This window comes from Nonomuraea turcica, from assembly GCF_030718205.1.
Classification (GTDB): domain Bacteria; phylum Actinomycetota; class Actinomycetes; order Streptosporangiales; family Streptosporangiaceae; genus Nonomuraea.
In genome coordinates, this window is sequence record NZ_JAUZQF010000001.1 from 863915 (window position 1) to 880865 (window position 16951).

At 66.1% G+C, this 16951-nt stretch carries 19 protein-coding genes; 11 read left to right on the top strand and 8 right to left on the bottom strand.

Features of this window, described 5'->3' with window-relative positions:
* Window positions 1-128: 128 nt before the first annotated feature.
* Window positions 129-467 (bottom strand): hypothetical protein, encoded by a 339-nt coding sequence (locus Q9G87_RS04620; RefSeq protein WP_305914895.1) that lies wholly within the window; start codon window positions 465-467, stop codon window positions 129-131.
* A gap of 649 nt (window positions 468-1116) precedes the next feature.
* Here Q9G87_RS04620 and Q9G87_RS04625 point away from each other — a divergent pair.
* From Q9G87_RS04625 to Q9G87_RS04635, 3 genes are all read left to right on the top strand, one after another.
* A complete protein-coding gene (locus tag Q9G87_RS04625; RefSeq protein WP_103961631.1) occupies window positions 1117-1347 on the top strand; it encodes a DUF433 domain-containing protein in 231 nt (76 codons plus the stop codon).
* On the top strand, window positions 1344-1712 hold the full coding sequence (locus Q9G87_RS04630) for a DUF5615 family PIN-like protein (RefSeq protein ID WP_188195486.1): 369 nt from the start codon (window positions 1344-1346) through the stop codon (window positions 1710-1712). The genes Q9G87_RS04625 and Q9G87_RS04630 overlap by 4 nt, the downstream gene beginning before the upstream one ends.
* Window positions 1713-2329: 617 nt before the next feature.
* A complete protein-coding gene (locus Q9G87_RS04635; protein ID WP_305914896.1) occupies window positions 2330-2839 on the top strand; it encodes an Imm21 family immunity protein in 510 nt (169 codons plus the stop codon).
* Window positions 2840-2905: 66 nt separating this feature from the next.
* Here the strand turns inward: Q9G87_RS04635 and Q9G87_RS04640 are convergent, their stop codons facing one another.
* From Q9G87_RS04640 to Q9G87_RS04660, 5 genes are all read right to left on the bottom strand, one after another.
* Entirely contained in the window at window positions 2906-3439 is a 534-nt protein-coding gene (locus tag Q9G87_RS04640; RefSeq protein WP_305914897.1) for a DUF6086 family protein, read from the bottom strand.
* Window positions 3440-3574: 135 nt separating this feature from the next.
* A complete protein-coding gene (locus Q9G87_RS04645; protein WP_305914898.1) occupies window positions 3575-3988 on the bottom strand; it encodes a type II toxin-antitoxin system VapC family toxin in 414 nt (137 codons plus the stop codon).
* Window positions 3985-4245: a CopG family transcriptional regulator gene (locus Q9G87_RS04650; RefSeq protein ID WP_305914899.1), complete on the bottom strand. Its 261-nt coding sequence runs from the start codon at window positions 4243-4245 to the stop codon at window positions 3985-3987. Before Q9G87_RS04650 ends, Q9G87_RS04645 begins: the two co-directional genes overlap by 4 nt.
* A gap of 254 nt (window positions 4246-4499) precedes the next feature.
* Window positions 4500-4670: a type II toxin-antitoxin system PemK/MazF family toxin gene (locus tag Q9G87_RS04655; RefSeq protein ID WP_305914900.1), complete on the bottom strand. Its 171-nt coding sequence runs from the start codon at window positions 4668-4670 to the stop codon at window positions 4500-4502.
* A complete protein-coding gene (locus Q9G87_RS04660) occupies window positions 4667-4954 on the bottom strand; it encodes a hypothetical protein (protein ID WP_305914901.1) in 288 nt (95 codons plus the stop codon). The genes Q9G87_RS04655 and Q9G87_RS04660 overlap by 4 nt, the downstream gene beginning before the upstream one ends.
* Before the next feature lie 278 nt (window positions 4955-5232).
* Here Q9G87_RS04660 and Q9G87_RS60555 point away from each other — a divergent pair, with 278 nt between their 5' ends.
* Complete coding sequence (locus Q9G87_RS60555) at window positions 5233-5502, top strand: inositol monophosphatase family protein (protein WP_371825724.1); 270 nt, start codon at window positions 5233-5235, stop codon at window positions 5500-5502.
* A gap of 119 nt (window positions 5503-5621) precedes the next feature.
* Here the strand turns inward: Q9G87_RS60555 and Q9G87_RS04670 are convergent, their stop codons facing one another.
* On the bottom strand, window positions 5622-6041 hold the full coding sequence (locus Q9G87_RS04670; protein ID WP_305914902.1) for a hypothetical protein: 420 nt from the start codon (window positions 6039-6041) through the stop codon (window positions 5622-5624).
* A gap of 75 nt (window positions 6042-6116) precedes the next feature.
* Between Q9G87_RS04670 and Q9G87_RS04675 the strand changes: the two genes are divergently transcribed.
* Together Q9G87_RS04675 and Q9G87_RS04680 are read left to right on the top strand one after the other, a co-directional pair.
* Window positions 6117-6593 carry a DUF5615 family PIN-like protein gene (locus Q9G87_RS04675; RefSeq protein WP_305914903.1) on the top strand — a complete coding sequence of 159 codons (477 nt, stop codon included), beginning with the start codon at window positions 6117-6119 and terminating at the stop codon, window positions 6591-6593.
* Between the two features lie 886 nt (window positions 6594-7479).
* Window positions 7480-7722 (top strand): DUF5713 family protein, encoded by a 243-nt coding sequence (locus tag Q9G87_RS04680; protein ID WP_305915133.1) that lies wholly within the window; start codon window positions 7480-7482, stop codon window positions 7720-7722.
* 56 nt (window positions 7723-7778) lie between these two features.
* On the opposite strand, the gene Q9G87_RS04685 is transcribed toward Q9G87_RS04680, so the two are convergent.
* Window positions 7779-8894 carry a DUF418 domain-containing protein gene (locus Q9G87_RS04685; protein WP_305914904.1) on the bottom strand — a complete coding sequence of 372 codons (1116 nt, stop codon included), beginning with the start codon at window positions 8892-8894 and terminating at the stop codon, window positions 7779-7781.
* A gap of 452 nt (window positions 8895-9346) precedes the next feature.
* Here Q9G87_RS04685 and Q9G87_RS04690 point away from each other — a divergent pair, with 452 nt between their 5' ends.
* The 5 genes from Q9G87_RS04690 to Q9G87_RS04710 all read left to right on the top strand — a co-directional run bounded on the left by Q9G87_RS04690 (window position 9347) and on the right by Q9G87_RS04710 (window position 16900).
* Window positions 9347-12157 carry an AfsR/SARP family transcriptional regulator gene (locus Q9G87_RS04690; protein WP_305914905.1) on the top strand — a complete coding sequence of 937 codons (2811 nt, stop codon included), beginning with the start codon at window positions 9347-9349 and terminating at the stop codon, window positions 12155-12157.
* 323 nt (window positions 12158-12480) lie between these two features.
* On the top strand, window positions 12481-14406 hold the full coding sequence (locus Q9G87_RS04695; RefSeq protein WP_305914906.1) for an FG-GAP-like repeat-containing protein: 1926 nt from the start codon (window positions 12481-12483) through the stop codon (window positions 14404-14406).
* A gap of 538 nt (window positions 14407-14944) precedes the next feature.
* Window positions 14945-15394, top strand: coding sequence for a VOC family protein (locus tag Q9G87_RS04700; protein WP_305914907.1), 450 nt, complete (start codon window positions 14945-14947; stop codon window positions 15392-15394).
* Window positions 15395-15878: 484 nt separating this feature from the next.
* Window positions 15879-16406 (top strand): GNAT family N-acetyltransferase, encoded by a 528-nt coding sequence (locus Q9G87_RS04705; RefSeq protein WP_305914908.1) that lies wholly within the window; start codon window positions 15879-15881, stop codon window positions 16404-16406.
* Between the two features lie 131 nt (window positions 16407-16537).
* Window positions 16538-16900: a VOC family protein gene (locus Q9G87_RS04710; RefSeq protein WP_305914909.1), complete on the top strand. Its 363-nt coding sequence runs from the start codon at window positions 16538-16540 to the stop codon at window positions 16898-16900.
* The last annotated feature ends 51 nt before the right edge of the window (window positions 16901-16951 follow it).

Sequence of the window (16951 nt, forward strand, 5' to 3'; positions counted from 1 at the left end):
GATCATTGGAGGCTGCGCATCCAGATCACTGCTCCTCGCAGGTGGAGGCCAGCAAGATCGCTCTCGGGCATCTTGTCGTAGCGGCTCGCGATGCCGTGCCACGCCTTCAGCCCAGGACGCGGAACAGCTCAGCAGCCGTACCACCCGGCGTAGGCGTCCCACTTGCCGTTCTTGGTGAATTCTGCGCTCTTGCCCTTGTTGATCGTGGTGCACTTGGAGTCGGGCATAAAGGCCCCCCTCCAGTCCACCTTGAGCTTCTTCTTGCTGGCGCAGTTGTTCGTGATCTTCACCCAGTGGTGATAGTACTTTCCGAAGGCGGTCTCCTCGTAGAAGGTCCTCCCATGCTGGACATTGACGCAGGAGGGCGCGGCGTTGGCCGCCGGAGCGGCGGCGGCCGGTGTGGCGACAGTCATGGTGAGCACAGCTGCCGCCAGAGCTGCGGCTCGGATGAAGGCACGGGAATCCATCGTTCTCCTTGGGGATATCGCGGCGATTTTGGATGCTGCCGGTTGGGCAGCAAGAAACGCCCGCCACATGCGGGTTGTTGACACGGCCAACGCTAGCGAGGGGCGGTATATCGCGGGTATGGCAGTGATTCGGGCAAGGCCAGGCCGGATACCCGCTTCGTCGACCTCGACCACGCTCAACCGCTACACGCACGCGTCGCCCGAGGGTCTGTAGTGCCGAGTCAACAATCGCCTCTGGAGTGGATCTCCAGCTCAGGGAGGGGGAAGTGCTCAAGATCGGCGGGTCCTAATGGGGCCGAGGCGGGCGGGGTGCGCGCAGTGCGTTTCAATCCCAGGTCGGAGAGCTGATCCTCGTGCCAGATGCGTGCCAGAACGAACGGCAGGTCAAGGTCATTCAGGGCCACTCACGGCCACTCGTCGCGGTCTGACCAGGACCCCCGTTCTCCCCGCTCAGGACACCAAGATCAGTAGCCGGTTCCCAAGCTGACAGCGCGGGTTCGATTCCCGTCACCCGCTCCACAGAAAGCTCAGCCAGGCCTCTGGCACTGGCCGGTTTCCTTGATCTTCCTCATCTCTCTTCATGTCGCCGTGGTATCGCGGTCGCTAGCACAGGTGCGAGCTGGCAGTATCGAGATGGAGGGGAGACACCATGAACTTCGATCGGATCACTGTCGAGCCCGACAAGCTCGAAGGCAAACCGACCATCCGAGGGCTGCGGATCACCGTGGAGACGGTGGTACGGCTCGTCGCGGCTGGATGGACCTTCGATGAGATCTTGTCGGACTACCCCGACCTCGAACGCGAGGACATCAAGCAGGGGCTGGAATACGCAGCGGCCTCCACGAACGTCCACTTCTACCGCCTCCGAGAGCCGGCGTGAACTTCCTGATTGATGAGAACCTCTCACCGCGCGTCGCTGAACTGCTGGCGAAGGCCGGTCACGATGCGGTGCACGTGCGCGATCTCCAAGCGACGAGTGCGCCGGACTCCACGATCATGGCCCTTGCCATGGCGGACGACCGGGTCATCGTCTCGGCGGATACAGACTTCGGCGCGCTTTTGGCTCAGGCCCGTACCACCAAGCCCTCGGTCATGCTTGTGCGGGAGATCCTTGAGCTTCGACCGCCTGAGCTGGTGAATATCATCCTTAACCACCTTGATGTCCTCGACCCTCACCTGTCTACGGGTGCGATCGTGGCCTTTGCCCCCGCAGGCATCAGAGTGCGAGCGCTCCCGCTCCGTTGAACAAAGAGCATTTGACCGCCGTGCCATTAGCGTGCCATTAAGCGCGGTGACGAGGGGTCAACCACGGTCACTCACGGCCGGCCTCAGTCGCAGGTCAGCGCGTCCACAAGCCAAGATCCCTGCAATTCCCAAGCTGACAGCGCGGGTTCGATTCCCGTCACCCGCTCTCATAGCGAAAGCCCAGGTAGACCGATGGATTCGGTACCTGGGCTTTGATCTTGTAGGGGCCTGTTCGATCTTCGCGGGCCATTAACGGGCCATTAGCTCTCGGTCACCCTGCTGGGACCAGTGCGCCCGCCGTGCTCTCGTCGCCGTCAGCGCCCGCCGTACCGAGCGAATTCGCCGACCTCAGCGCCGCGCCGCCGCACATATGCAGTCCTACGATCCCCTGGTTATGGCTGGTCTCGGTTCGTGGTTAGTGGCAATCGACGATCCGGCGCTTCGTTCCACAGCGCCGGCTCACCGGATAGCGGTGTCCTGAGGTCGCGTGGCCGGCCATGTCGGCGCTGACTCGGTCGTAGGTAACAGTGGATCGCCTGTGCTCCCTTCCGGAGGGTTGGCCTCTGCTCATACTCTGTCTATCCGAGAACGATCATGCAACGAAAGCGAGGCCGTCAGTGCTGCACACCTGGGTCAGCACCGAAGGAGGGCCACTAATAGCCGTCCCCAAGTCTGAGCTGAACAGCTGGGCGGGTGTGGATGACAACGACGGTCCCGTAGAGACCTGGGGCGACTACGGCCGTGCCTGTGCCGTCGAGGGCTACATCGGCCTCGTTACCGTGGGTGCGCAGCAGGCCCTTGTCCTCGGAGACGAACCTGCCATGACGACCTATCTGCCGACCGAACGCCTCTTCCTGCGCTGGGCCGCCGCAAACTCCGAAGCCGAGCTGGTCACGGCAGCCAAGCGAGCCCTCGCAACGGAGCCGGATTGGGACGACGACGAAGACCTGGACTGGGAGGTACGGGAGGCGGTCGTGCTCTTCGACTCCGCCATTCCCGGTGCTGAGCTGGAGCCTGACGACCGACTCATTATCGATCTCGAGCCTGGCCAGTACAGGGTCCGAGCCACCTACACGAAGGACGAGGGCAACTGGATGATCCTCGTCCAACTCCAGCCGGCAACCTGAGCCCCGGGCGTACTCCGCGCCTGTGCCGCTCTTCCATAGATCATGCGGTCGGGTGGTATAGAAGCCTCAGCGTGGCATTGCCCGAGCGTGCTGCGCCGAAAGGGCCGCCCACCGCTCAACATCGCGTACCTGACCACCTGGCGGCCATGCGGAATGCTCGCTCACCTGCACATCCTTCCAGGAGGCATCGTTCGTGTCAGGCACAGGAAGTTCTGCTCCGCCGCGCTCGACGAGCACCAGGGCTGTCGCTATGAAGCCCTCCATGAGTGAGTGCAGGATTGGATGGTTCGAACGCTCGTAGCGCCTGATAAGTGCACTCACGAAGGCCGCGAGGGTGGCCGGGTCGACCTCGCATTCGTCGCTCTCCATAGGGCCGAGCCCTGTCGGTAATCCCGTCTCGGGGGCAAGAGCCTCCGCTGATCGCATGAATAGGCCAGCGACTCCGTTAGAGGGGTTCCAGAGGACTTGATCGCCAACCTGGAAATACTGGCTCATGTTCTCCTCGTTCCACCACGGTCTGGTGTCCTGGTGTTTCCCCTGGTCGATGCTGTGATCTTGAAAGAGTTCCCAAGCTGACAGCGCGGGTTCGATTCCCGTCACCCGCTCTCATGCGAAAGGCCCAGGTAGACCGGTGCATTCGGTGCCTGGGCTTTGACGTTGTCAAGGGTTGTCGATCTCTGCGTGCGATTGGGCCGGGTGATCCCCCTGCCGGAACCAGTGGGCTAGGAGCACGACTCAGACCTTGATGACAGTGACGCGTGCGCCACATAGGGCGGCGAGGTCGTCGGGGTCGGACGTGAGGACCGTGACGGGACCTGGAGCAGCGAGGGCGGTGGCGCTGAGCATGGCATCGATGGCGTACTTGTGCCCGTGCAGGCTGGCATCGGACAACAGCATGGCGGCTTGGCGGGCGATCGGTTCGGTGACCGGCTCGACGACAAGGCGGGACAGCGTCCACTCCAGGGCCGGCCGGTTGACGCGGGGGTGGACCACCTCGACGAGGGTGGCGGCGGAGGTGATGACACGGAGGTCGTCGGCACGGGCGAGAGCGAGCCATGCCGTGACCGTACGGTCGCGCAGGACGGCCTTGGCCAGTCCCTCGCTGTCGAGGACGAGGGTGCCGCCGGGAGCCGCTGGAGAACGGGTCACGCGGCCGCCCCGCCCTTGGCCTGTCCCCGCCGGACCTGGTGGAGTTGGTCGCGCAGCGCCTGGACCTCGTCGTCGGTGATGGGGCCGTGCTCAGCCTCGGCGACCTGGATGAGTTCGTTAAGGTTGTCGCGCTCGATCTGGCGGGCGACGGCGGCGGCGACGTAGGCGGACAGGCCGGAAGGGCCGCTCCGGGATCGGGCGGCCTCGGCGATGTCACGCGGCATGGTGATCGAATATTTGCCAGTGGGCTCGCTCATGCTCTCTATCCTACCTCCCATCCTCCCGCGACTTCGTGTCCGCCTTGCCAGCGTCGGGAGCTGAGCGCTCACTGGTGTTGCTTCCGGGATGGCGACCGTACGAAGTCCCCGCGCGGGCCGAGATAGCGGACAAGCGCGTACTCGACCTGTCCCATGGCTACGGAGTCGAGGTGGTCGTACAGCCCGCCGAGGACATACTGGGTGTCGATGGTGCGGATTTGGTCGGTCAGTGCGCGTCTCGCGCCCCTGAATGGTCAGCCTGGGCCGGAAGCTGGCCGGTTGGGACTGGTCGACGTGGGCACGATCGTCACGGTGGACCAGTGGTCCTGCGAGATGCTGACGACGATGCCGAGGCGTCTGCCGCGCTGCTCGTGGCCGCGCTTGGCGTCGCCGAGATCAACTGGATAGACGCCGCCGCGGATCACCGTCCGGTCTCACGGCGAGCGGGGACCACGATGCCGGTGTCGACGATCCGAATGTCGCCGTCGTCGGTGTATGCCCACTCGTCGGGGAGCTGCGACAAGTCCTCGCCCTCATCGGCCAGGCGCGCCATGTCGGCGCGGGCCTGCCGCTCCCACTCCACGTGCTCCAGGGCGCGCAGCCCCCGGCGCAGCACGTCGGAGTTGGACTCGCCTTCGCGGCGAAGTGAGTCGATGATCCGGCTGTCGTCGGCGGTGGGTCGGAAGCCCACCGTGCTTGGAGTGCCCATGACGCCAGCATGCAACAAATGTTGAACAAGGTGGAAGGGTGGTGACTCGCCCTTCAGTAATCGCTACACGCCCCGATCAACCGGATCGACTATCAACACCACCCGATCAGCCTCTACATCGAACCCAAGGTCCTGATGATCAGAGGATCCCTCCGGAGTCATCAGCGCGGACTTCCCGAGGCGCCGCCCGAACAACCGGAAGAAGTCCAGAGGCGGACGTCCATCCGCTCCTGGCTCTGCAACTCTCAGGTCAACGTCGGAGTCAACGGGAGGTATCCGTGTTCGGCTCAGCCGCTATCGACCTGGCTTGGGTCGCGGACGGCAAGATCGACGCCAACATCATGCTCAGCAACAACCCATGGGACACCGCCGCTGGCGTCGTCATCGCTCGCGAAGCCGGAGCCGCAGTCGTCGACATCGACGGCAGCCCGCACACCATGTCCGCCCACGCGGCCATCGCCGCAAGTCCCAAGCTCGTAGCTGACCTTGTCGAACTCATCGCCGAGGCCCGCAAGGTGGCGAGATACAGCCAGCGCACTGCCGAATAGCTCTTGTAGGTATCAAGGCGGCGGCGCACACGCCGCCGCGCGGCCCGAGCATGCGGCCCGCACGCTGCGCGTGCGGCCCGGGGCCGTTCTCGGGCGCGGACCGCCACTTGGGCCGCACATCATGCAAAAGCCGCCAAGATATCCATAGAGCCGTCCTCCGAGTTGCTGATCTTCAGATATACCTCTTGGCCGTCCCACTCAGTACTAACGCCGTCAAGCCCATCGACACAACGGAAGCACCCATCCTGTGGATCATCGATTCGACTCCATCCCTTGGCGAGAAACTTCTCGAATATCTGCTCGCTAGTCATGGTGCGACTGGCTTTGAAGGCAAGGAACCCGCCACTTCCGGAGTCACAGTCGTCTTCCTCCATGACAGTCTCAGCAATAGTCCTCGGGAGAAGACCTGGAACGATCTGCTTCAGTTCGTTGATTTCCTGCTTCGCCTGCGCTTCGCACATTGCTCCACAGCCGGTCATTGAAGTAGCTAAGACGATACCCACTGTGAAGACTGCACAGGTTCTCGCAAGGCCATTCATAATCTTTGGCTCCAGAGCTCGCGGGGCGGTGGCAGCAGTAAAGGACAGTCGCCTCCTCGGAGGGCGACCGCCTGCATGGTTGTTGAAGGTATCGACAGGGTGGTACGGGCGACAGTGGGAATTTGCTGCCACGCGAAGCGGTTGGAGGCGTCCGAGAGTCACGGTCCTAGCCGCCACACCGCCCGGGCCACATCGGGTCGCACCTATGCTGCCCTTACGATCGCCGAGCTGCTGACCAATGCAGGGCACGACGCGGTCCACGTACGCGATCTCCAGGCAACGAGCGCACCCGACACCACGATCATGGAACTTGCCGTCGCGGACAGTCGGACCATCATCTCCGCCGACACCGACTTCGGCGCGCTCCTGGCCCACGCCCGCGCGACCGAACCCTCCGTGATCCTCGTGCAGGAGATGGTGGAGCTTCGTCCATCCGACTTGGTCAACGTCATCTTGGCTAATCTCGAGGTTCTCGAACAGCACCTTCAGGTAGGCGCGATCGCGGCCTTCACCACCGCAGGCATCCGCGTCCGGGCGCTCCCTCTGCGCTGAAGCCGGCATGATCCACGTGCCAGATCCGTGCGCCGTCCGGGCGTCCGGGCGTCCGGGCGTGCGGCCTGGGGGCCGGTCCCGGACAGCGCGGGACGGCGGGCCGGGCACCACACGCCAGGCCCCACCGTACCAACCGACAGCTCCGACCGGGATTGCCACGCCGCCGCCCAGATGCAGCCCTCCACGATCGCCACGTCGTGGCCGGTCGCCCCCGTCCCTGGCAGCTATCGGGAGCGGGGAGGGGAATGGGCCAGGCGGTCGTTGACCAAACGCTGGCGTTCCATCGGAAGACTGCGAGCAGTCATAGCCCTATGCAGAAGATCTGCATCGAACCCGTGCGCCGCCATGTGGTCGAGGAGAGGTTCGTATCGATCGGGCCGATCACGCAAGAGTTCTGTGGCCAACCGCAGTTCCAGACGCACGACAGGAACGCGATGCGAGCCACACCTGATCAAGACGTAGTGCTGCCACGGGCCACGGCCAATGCACTCCATTCCATCGGAGTCGGTCTCCTGCTCAACCGTGCTGACCTCTACATGGACCCCGTTCACCTCGTACCTAGCGAAATACTGCGAACTCTCGGGGAGCCAAGACGCCGTATACAGGCAGGGGAAGGACGAAAGGGCGGCAGCGAACGCGTCCACGTCCTTCCGCCGAGCTACTAAGAGGTCGACATCCCCGACAGGAAGATGAACACCTTGCAGTAGAGCGGCACCTGTGCCACCCACGCGGTACATCGGGTCGGTCCCCACAGCCCTCAGGGCGGTGAGAGTCGTCTCTAACGCCGACGCTACATCCTCCAGCCGCAGAAATGCCTCACCGTCTCCCATGACGATCAGCGTACCCATTACGAGCCTCCAAGGTCAGGGCTCTATTTGTTGGTCCCATTGACCCCGGTGACGAGGGGTCAACCACGGTCACTCGAGACCGATCTCCCTCCCAGCTCAGAGCCGCGACGTCGACGGAGAAGTTCAAGTTCAACGAGTTGGAGGCCGAGTTCGAGGCGGTCGGCAGCGAGATCGAGACCGTGGCGCGCGAGGTGATCGCTGAGGACTTCTGGTTTGTGGCGTCGGCCTACAGGTTCGCCGACGCGGACGTGGAAGAGTTGGTCGCGACCCGCGATTGGTGACGCGCCGACTGCTCACGGCCCCGCCTCCGATGTCTCCGCTTGTCAAGGTGATGGGCTCAGCTCGTGGGGATGCGCAGGGATGAGCGGTGCGCCCAGGTCGCCCAGCGCCAGAGCCACTCGATGGGGCCCTGGCGGTAGCGACGCAGCCAGAGGGTGGAGAACAGCCACTGGGCTGCCAGGATGGCTCCCGCGGTCCAGTACGCAGCCGTCGAGGATTGGCCGATCGGCAGGCCGAGGATGTGACTGGCCGCCAGAACGAGGAGTGTGGCGGTCAGATAACTGGTCAGTGCCATCCGGCCCAGTGGCGCGAAGACGAACTGCAGCGCCGGTCTCAGCGGCGTTCTGAGCAGGACCAGCAGGCCGCACACGTACACACCGACGAGGAGCAGATCGGCAAGGCTGGACGTGGAAGACAGGTACGTCGTGGCCCCCACGGCCCGCATGCTGGCCTGTACCCACAGGGCAGAAACCAGTCCCGCCGCGAAGACCAGGCCCAGCAGGAGGGGCCCTCGGGTGGACCGCTCGATCTGCTCGATCACTCCGTAGCGGACCAGTGCCGAGCCCAGCAGGAACAGCCCGGCGATCAGCAGGGGCCCGCCCCCGCCGAAGATCAGCGCTGCCGGGATGAGCACGGCGGCGAGGCCGGCCATGGCCCACCGCGGCAGCCAGGTCGAAGGCAGCAGCACCAGTAATCCGACGACGGCGTAGTCGGTCAGGATCTCGCCCGGCCATAGCAGCATGTGGACGAGGCCGATCGCGAGCAGCGCCCCGAGCCGGCGCAGCAGGACCAGGCGTGGGCGGGGGACGCGGCTCGCGGCGGAGTCCAGCAGCAGCGCGAAACCGATGCCGAACAGCAGGGAGAAGATCGGCAGTCCGAGCCAGGGGTCCCAGTCGCCCATGGGCTGCGCCACGACGGCGGAGCTGCCGGTGGCCATGAGTTGGATGTTGGCGAGCAGGATCTCGCACAGCGCGAACCCGCGCAGCACGTCGAGCGCGATGATCCGGGGCCGACCCGGGGAGAGCGCAGCGGTCTGGGGCTGGCCGGACGCATGCCCGGCGGTCTGAGGCCGATCGGGTGAGGCGGCGGCGGTCCCGTCGTGCGGGAGACGGCGGCCGGGATGGCTGGCCTGGCCTTTGGGAGGCGATTCCTGGGGAAGGTCTTCGCATGGCATGGCGCCTCATCCTGCTGGGCTACCAGGGGGACGGCACCGGTCGAAAGCAGGGTCCGCAGCACCCGAGATCATACTTTCGGCCGGTTCATCGGCGAGGGCGGGCGCCTGGCCTTAAGCGATCGCTGAGGATCCACGCTGGTAGCCCCTGATCTCGGAAGGCGCGCGGGTGCAGCGGCGGATTCCGGTAAGACAGCCAGGCCAGCATCTCCCCTTCTCAAGACCTTCTCAAGATCATGATCTTGAAAGTGCCTGGTAGGAGTGCGGTGGCGGACCTGCGGTGGCTGGTTCAGGCGTACCCTTCGGACGATTCAGGACAAGAACACCGCGAAGCCAAGCGGCGGGTGAACGTTTCAGACGTTGACGAGCCAGGTGCAAACGGCCCGAAAACATGCCTTCGACGTATCAAGACGTCGTTACGCTTCTAGATCCGGTGACGAATGGGAGCGCTCCGTATGGGTCTGGAGATCAGGTTCCTCGGTCCGTGGCAGATCACGACGGATGACCATGTGGTCAAGCTGGCCGGGCAGCGGCGGATCGGGGTGCTCGCCAGGCTCGCTCTGGACACAGGCCAGGCCGTCCACGCCGACCGCATCATCTCCGACGTGTGGGCGGGCAGTTCGGCGGCGACCGCGGCCAAGCAGCTCCACATCGTGATCTCCAAGCTCCGAGAGACGCTTGTTCCCCACGGCGGTGAGGACATCATCGAGACGGTCCCCGGCGCTTACCGGCTCACCCTCGACCGTGACCGCGTCGATGCGCACCTGTTCACCAGGCTGGCCGTGCGGGCGCGCACCGCCCGCGCCCAGGACGCGACAGCGACCGCCGACGCGCTGTTCCGCCAGGCGCTCGGGCTGTGGCGAGGGCCGGCGCTGGCCGAGGTGGACGCGCCATGGGCGAGGATCGAGGCCGGCCGGTTGGAGGAGGAACGGCTCGCTGTTCTGGAAGAGCACGTCGATTTACGGCTCGCCGCCGGGGACCACCGCGCCGTGGCCGCCGAACTCGCCGCGCACGTCAAGGCTCACCCGCTGCGCGAGCGGCCCGCCGCCCAGCTCATGCTCGCCCTGTACCGCGACGCGCGATCTTCCGAGGCGCTGGCCGTCTACCAGGACACCCGCCGGGTCATGGTGGAGGAGTTGGGCATCGAACCCAGCAACGAGCTGCGCCGCCTCCACCAGGCCATCCTCGGCCGCAACCCGGTGCTCGACCTCAGCGTTCCGGCGCAGGACGTCACGCTGGCCGAGCCGGTCGTGCCTGCCGAGCTTCCCGCCGACACGCAGGCGTTCACCGCCCGGGCCACCGAGATCGAGCGGCTGCGAGCCGCCCTCGTCACGGGCGGCGGTTCCATGATCACGGTGATCGACGGTCCCGGCGGCATCGGCAAGTCGGCGCTCGCCGTACACGTGGCGCATGCCGTCAGCGGCCGCTTCACCGACGGCGTTGTCTACGTCAACCTGCACGGCTCCACCGCCGGGCTTGCCCCACTGACGTCCATCGAAGCGCTACGCCACTTGCTGCGCTCGCTGGGCCTCGACGGCAGTGCCGTACCCGCCGACCCCAGTGAGGCCGCCGCCCGCTACCGATCGCTCACCGCGACGTGCAACCTGCTGGTGATCCTCGACAACGCCCGCGACGTACGTCAGGCCCGCCCTCTCATCCCAGGTGGGGCGGGCTGCCGGGTCCTCATCACCAGCCGCGACCCGCTCGCCGTCCTGGACAACGCCCACCACCTGCACCTCGGCACGCTCGACGACTCCGACGCGGCCGCGCTGCTCACCCGCGTCGTCGGTGCCGACCGGGTACGCGCCGAGCCGGAGGCGACGGCGGAGATCGTACGGCTCTGCGGCGGCTTTCCGCTCGCGCTCCGGATCGCGGGCGCCCGGCTGGCGGCCCGCCCCGACCGAGCGATTTCCGATCTGGCGGTACGGCTCGCCGACGCCACCCGGCGCCTGGATCTGCTGGAGTACGCCGACCTGGCCGTGCGCGCCGGTATCGCGGTCAGCCACCAGCACCTGCGCGAGGAGTCGGCCGGGCGGGACGCCGCTCACCTACTGGCCCTGCTCGGCCTGCTTGAACTGCCCACGCACACCCCCGCCGCCACCGCCGCCCTGGCAGGCTGGCCGGAACACCGCGCCGAGGCCGCCCTGGAACGCCTCCTGGACGCCCGGCTCCTCGAACCCGCAGGGCCTGACCGCTACCAGTTTCACGACCTGGTCCGCCTCTACGCCCGGGAACAGGAGCTTGCCGCGGAGGAGCGGGCCAGCGCGATCCGCCGCGCCCTGCACCACTACCTGGCCACGGCGAAGCAGGTCAACAGCCTGGTGAACGCCGGCAACGTGGACTTTGACCGGTTCCCCGCCGAGCAGCCCGGGGAGAAGATCACCACCCTGGAGGCCGCGAACGAGTGGATCGAGCGTGAACGGGACAACCTGCTGGCCGCGGTCCGCCAGGCGGCCTGTGATTCCACCGATCAGACGGCGGCCGCTCTCGCGAATGTCACCCAATGGCTGTTCGACCGGCGGGGTTGGTTCTCCGAGCTTATCGAGGTGAGTGAGGAGGCTTTGCGAGGTGCCGGGGAGCTGGGGGACTGGGCCGCCAAGGCAGCCCTGCACCAGGGGCTCGGCTCCGTCCACCAGCAACTCGGACGCTTCGGGGAGTCCCTGGACCAGCTGGAGGAGGGGCTGGCCTGCATGGACCGGGCCGGACAGCCGGACCGGAAGGCGGGGATTTACAACGACCTCGGGATCGTCTACACCATGATGGGCCGCAACGACGACGCCCTGGCCGCGCTGGAGCGTGCGCTCGCCACTATCGAGCGTACCGGCCGCAGGGACCACGAGTCCTACGTCCGCAACAACCGGGTGCACGTCTACTACCGTCAGGGGAGATTCGGGGAAGCCGTCGACGAAGCACGGCACGTCCTGGCCATGACGGAGGAACTGGACGACACCGGGAGCCTCGGCATCGCCCGCGACACCCTCGCCGACGCCTACCGGGCCAACGGCATGCTCGTCGAGGCCGTAGAGGAATACCGCCACGCCATCAAGCTCCAGCGCGAGGTCGGCTTCACCATCGGCACCGCCGTGTCGTGCTGGTGGCTCGGCCAAACCCTGCACGACCTGGGACGACGGGAGGAGGCGTGGACCTCCTGGCGGGAGTCGCTCGACCTGCTTCTCGAGGCCCGCCTCCTGACCCCCGTCGAGGTGGCGGCCTACCTCGCGCAGCCCGTCCCGGACACGCCGGAACCCATCAAGAACCAGCTGTGAGCGCCGAAGTCCCCTGTGAGAAGCAACGCCATCACGAGCCTCTGCGTCTTGATCTTGTCCAGCGCCGTGGAGGCTAGGCTGGAGCGCACGAGCAGTGAGACATCGGTCTGTACGATCCAGGAGATCTTCCTGGTCTCCGTCACGTTGACCTCGCCGCTCTCCAACCGCAACCGCCATGCGAACGCGTTTGGATCGGCATGCATGGGGTCCAACCGTAGGTACGGTATGCCGCGGGTATATCGGCCTATGTCCACGGCACGAATTCCTTGACAGCGTGAGCCGACGGCTGGCGAAATGGGCGTCCGGATCTTGGAAGGAAGCCCGTGCGTTTCGCTCGTCCTCTTGCGGTCACCATGCTCGTGGCCGCCGCCTTAGCCGTGCCGCAACCTGCCCAGGCGGCCGTGTTCAAGCATCCTGGCGTCCTGGTCAGCCGTGCTCAGCTCGACTTCGTCAGGGCCAACCTCGGCAACGAGCCGTGGAAGTCCGCCTGGAACGCCCTGCGAAGCCATTCCTTTGCCTCGCTGTCCTATACGGCCAAGCCCCGTGCCGTCGTGGAGTGCGGCCCGGTGTCGAATCCCGACTACGGCTGCTCGGACGAACGCAAGGACGCCATGGCGGCCTACACGCACGCTCTCCAGTGGTACCTGACCAAGGACTCCCGCTACGCCGTCAAGGCGATCCAGATCATGGACGCCTGGTCGGCCGTGATCACCAAGCACACCGGGGACAACGCGCCGCTGCAGACCGGCTGGGCGGGCGCCAACTTCTCCCGCGCCGCCGAGCTGATCAAGCACACCTACACAGGCTGGGCTCAGGCCGGCCGGTTCGCCGGCAAGCTGCGCACCGTGTACCTCCCGACCGTGATCGCCGGAAGGCCTAACAGCAACGGCAACTGGGAACTGATCATGACGGATGCCGCCATCGGCATCGCCGTGCACCTCGACGACCGCGTCTCCTTCGACCGGGCGGTCACGACCTGGCGCGGCAGACTGCCCGCCTATATCTACCTCAAGACGGACGGCTCATACCCCAAGGCACCGCCGAACAGCCAGTACGACACCAAGGCCGAGATCATCGACTACTGGAAGGGGCAGACCACGTTCGTGGACGGGCTGACCCAGGAGACGTGCCGGGACTTCTGGCACACCGGATGGGGTCTCGCCGCCATCTCCCACGTCGCGGAGACGGCCCGCCACCAGGGCGTGGACCTGTACTCCACTGCCAAGCACCGGCTGCGATTCGCGATGGACTTCCACGCTCGCCTGGAGCTGGGCGGGACGGTGCCGTCGTGGCTGTGCGGCGGCAAGGTCACCAAGGGCCTTGGGGACCACTTCGAGGTCGGCTTCAACGCGCTGCACCATCGTCTCGGCTACGACGACATGCCCTACGCCAAGCAGTGGGTCGAGCAGAACCGCCCCGCCGGGGTGTCACACTTCCTGGGCTGGGAGACCCTCACCCACGCGCAGAACCCGCACGGCGCCGGGATGACTGCATCGGCCACCCCCGACTTCAACGCCGACGGCGTGGGCGACCTCTTCTCCGCCGCCACCGGAACGCTGACCGTCTGGAACGGCAAGGGCGGCAACCAGTTCGGCCCGGCCACCGCGATCGACTCCAGCTGGACGGCCTTCTCCCGGCCGATCGCCGGCGACTTCAACGGTGACGGGATCAGCGACCTGGCGGCGGTCAAGAAGGACAGCCACACGCTGCATGTCTGGAACGGCCAGGGCGCCAACGACTTCACCAGTGCCACCGAGCTTGGGCCCGGCTGGAGCCCGTACGAGGGCTCGTTGATGTCGCTGGGCGACGTCAACGAGGACGGCAGGACCGACATAGGCGCCGTGCACAGCGAGACCGGGACGCTGACCGTCTGGAACGGCAAGGGCGGCAACCAGTTCGGCCCGGGCGACGCGATCGGCCCTGGCTGGGGCGCCTTCTCCCGGCCGATCGCCGGCGACTTCAACGGTGACGGCATCGGCGACCTGGCGGCGGTCAAGAAGGACAGCCACACGCTGCATGTCTGGAACGGCCAGGGCGCCAACGACTTCACCAGTGCCACCGAGCTTGGGCCCGGCTGGAGCCCGTACGAGGGCTCGTTGATGTCGCTGGGCGACGTCAACGAGGACGGCAGGACCGACATAGGCGCCGTGCACAGCGAGACCGGAGCGCTGACCGTCTGGAACGGCAAGGGCGGCAACCAGTTCGGCCCGGGCACCGCGATCAGTCCCGGCTGGGCACCGTACTTCTGAGAGATTCCGGCCCGGATGAGGGCTGTATGCCCGCGAACTCTAGGCCGACGGCGCCGGTGGGATCGGCTCTCTCGAGGTGGCCGGATGTCGAAAGCCCAGGTAGACCGATGGATTCGGCACCTGGGCTTCCCTCTTGCGGGGCCGGGCCACCGCTCGCTGGCGCTAGCTGGTTTTCCGCACGTGAGGTTGTTTGAAGATCGCCGGGTTGCTGTGGTGATCGTCGTCGCGGTATGACGTGGCTGGTGAGACCGCGTGCGCAGTGGGGGCCAGGCCGGTGTCGAGAAGATGCTGGGAGCGTCACCGGTGGTGGCTGGGTTCTGCTCGCGGTTGCGGATCCGGGAGCTGGTGGATGTGGCCTGGAACAGGCGGCCATCGAGTTCGGCGGCGCGTCGGTACGGCTCATCCAGACCCCATGGAACACCGATGGAGCGCTGCCCCTCGATTGGACCGAAGCGCCAGTCGCCAGGAGCCGTCCGGGCCGTGACCCGTCCGGATCGTGAGCCAACAATTGTCGGATGGGTCCGGCAGGATGGCCGCCATGGTTTCTTATCAGCTGGTCATTGACTGTGCGGCACCCGAGCGGATGGCCCGGTTCTGGGCGGGCGCGCTGCGGTACACGGTGGAGCCGCCGCCGGGTGGATTCGACACGTGGCGGGATTACTGGCGCAGTCTCGGAGTGCCGGAGGACGAGCTGGGCGAGGGGGACGGCAGCGACAGCATCGTCGATCCTGAGGGGTACGCGCCGAGGATCTGGTTTCAGCAGGTGCCTGAGGGCAAGGTGGTCAAGAACCGGTTCCACCTGGATGTGAAGGTGGGCGGCAAGCGGGAGGACGTACCGCTGGAGACCCGGAAAGCGCGGGTGGATGCCGAGGTGGAGCGGCTTGTCCAGGCGGGGGCGTCCGTGGTGCGGGTGCTGTCGCAGCCCGGGGTTGATCACTATGCGGTGGCGATGGTGGATCCCGAGGGGAACGAGTTCGACGTGGTCTAGCGCCGTTTTTCGCACGTCATCACGGCTATCCCGCGTCTCCGCATCCCCCGCCGCACTTCGGCTTAGGTCCTTTTGAAAAGGAAGCTTGGGCGGTGAGAAGGACGGGGTGTGGACGCGGTACCACGGACGAAGCGGCACGTGCGGAAAACGGGGATTCGGTCGGCGAGGTGTTGCCGTAGACCGGGGGCCGCGGTGCCCGCGAGGTCACCGCAGGTCAGGATGTTCCCACAGAACTTGATCTCACCTTGATAGGGCCCAGAACAGCGAAATCCATGTTTCTCCCCGCATGAACGCTGTGAGGTACCACGGTTTGGTGATCAGCCTCCACCTCGGTCGAGCAAACACCAAAGGTGCGGCTCCCTTAGAGTGATCTGATCATCCAGCAGCGTGCCAAGAGGGTCTGTCTGACAAACGATCAGCTGCCCGGTTCGCCTGGTAGGAGCCTCCCCGGGTTGGCAGAAGCGAGGGCGATAACATCACGATCATGACGGATTGGGAGCTTCGGCCGGCGTTGATGGCGGACGTCGAGGGGGTGGCCGAGTTGCGGGCCGTGGTGATGAGGCCGGATCTCGAGCGGCTCGGGAGGTACGACGAGCAGCGTGTGCGGCAGCGGCTCCGGGACGGGTTCACGCCGGCGCACACGTGGATGATCGAGGTGGATGGCGCCCCGGCCGGCTGTGTGGCGCTGCGGCCGACGAAAACCGCCTACTGGCTGGAGCACTTCTACCTGGACCCGGATTCGCAGGGCAGAGGCATCGGTTCTGCCGTGCTGAGCAGGTTGTTGGAACGGTGTGATCGCGAAGACGCCGTGGTTCGGCTGAACGTGCTGCAGGGCAGTTCGGCTCGCCGGTTGTACGAGCGGCACGGGTTCACGGTCGAGAGCGAGGACGCGGTGGACGTCTTCATGGTGCGCCGCCCCTCTTCGCCTGGCGATCGGGATCACTCGGTAGGGACCAGGCCGGGCGAGTCGTCCTTGTCACCATCGCCCGCCCGCTCCGGCTTGCACCCTTAGCTCCGTTCCGGACCGTGACAGGTCCGGCTTCCGCAAGTTCGAAACCGGGTGTGGCTGTGCCGGTGCCCAGGCTCAGAAGTGGGGATAAATGCATCGACGTGGTGGACGCTCGGCGGTTACCGTCTGGGGCCATGCGGCTGAATCATCTGGCTCTCGCCGTACGCGACATCGAGCGTTCCCGCAGGTTCTACGAGACCTACTTCGGCTTCGATGCGGGCCCGGCGAGCAGGTATGAGGACGGAACCTTGATCATCCGGGATGGGGAGGGGTTCGACCTCGCCCTCCACCCTGACCCCGATCCCCGCAAGCTGCCTGACTTCGCGCACTTCGGGTTCACGACGCCCGATGTCGCCGGGCGCCTGGCTCTCCTTGAGCGTGATGGTGTTCCGATCGTGGAGCGGTGGTCGGAGCCGGGGCTTGAGAGTTTCAAGTGCCTCGACCCGGATGGATACGTGGTGGAGGTCTACTGGGAGGAGCCGGTCTCCGAGGGCTGACCGGGCGATTGGTGGCCGCTCACCCGTGTCGGGTGTGCCCGTGCCTGCGGG

Excerpts from the sequence above, each read along its gene's own strand:
- Q9G87_RS04705 (WP_305914908.1), top strand. The coding sequence starts at position 15,879 with ATGACGGATTGGGAGCTTCGGCCGGCGTTGATGGCGGACGTCGAGGGG.
- Q9G87_RS04685 (WP_305914904.1), bottom strand. The coding sequence starts at position 8,894 with ATGCCATGCGAAGACCTTCCCCAGGAATCGCCTCCCAAAGGCCAGGCC.
- Q9G87_RS04700 (WP_305914907.1), top strand. The coding sequence starts at position 14,945 with ATGGTTTCTTATCAGCTGGTCATTGACTGTGCGGCACCCGAGCGGATG.
- Q9G87_RS04670 (WP_305914902.1), bottom strand. The coding sequence starts at position 6,041 with ATGAATGGCCTTGCGAGAACCTGTGCAGTCTTCACAGTGGGTATCGTC.
- Q9G87_RS04675 (WP_305914903.1), top strand. The coding sequence starts at position 6,117 with ATGGTTGTTGAAGGTATCGACAGGGTGGTACGGGCGACAGTGGGAATT.
- Q9G87_RS04620 (WP_305914895.1), bottom strand. The coding sequence starts at position 467 with ATGGATTCCCGTGCCTTCATCCGAGCCGCAGCTCTGGCGGCAGCTGTG.
- Q9G87_RS04710 (WP_305914909.1), top strand. The coding sequence starts at position 16,538 with ATGCGGCTGAATCATCTGGCTCTCGCCGTACGCGACATCGAGCGTTCC.
- Q9G87_RS04625 (WP_103961631.1), top strand. The coding sequence starts at position 1,117 with ATGAACTTCGATCGGATCACTGTCGAGCCCGACAAGCTCGAAGGCAAA.
- Q9G87_RS04690 (WP_305914905.1), top strand. The coding sequence starts at position 9,347 with ATGGGTCTGGAGATCAGGTTCCTCGGTCCGTGGCAGATCACGACGGAT.
- Q9G87_RS04660 (WP_305914901.1), bottom strand. The coding sequence starts at position 4,954 with ATGGGCACTCCAAGCACGGTGGGCTTCCGACCCACCGCCGACGACAGC.
- Q9G87_RS04650 (WP_305914899.1), bottom strand. The coding sequence starts at position 4,245 with ATGAGCGAGCCCACTGGCAAATATTCGATCACCATGCCGCGTGACATC.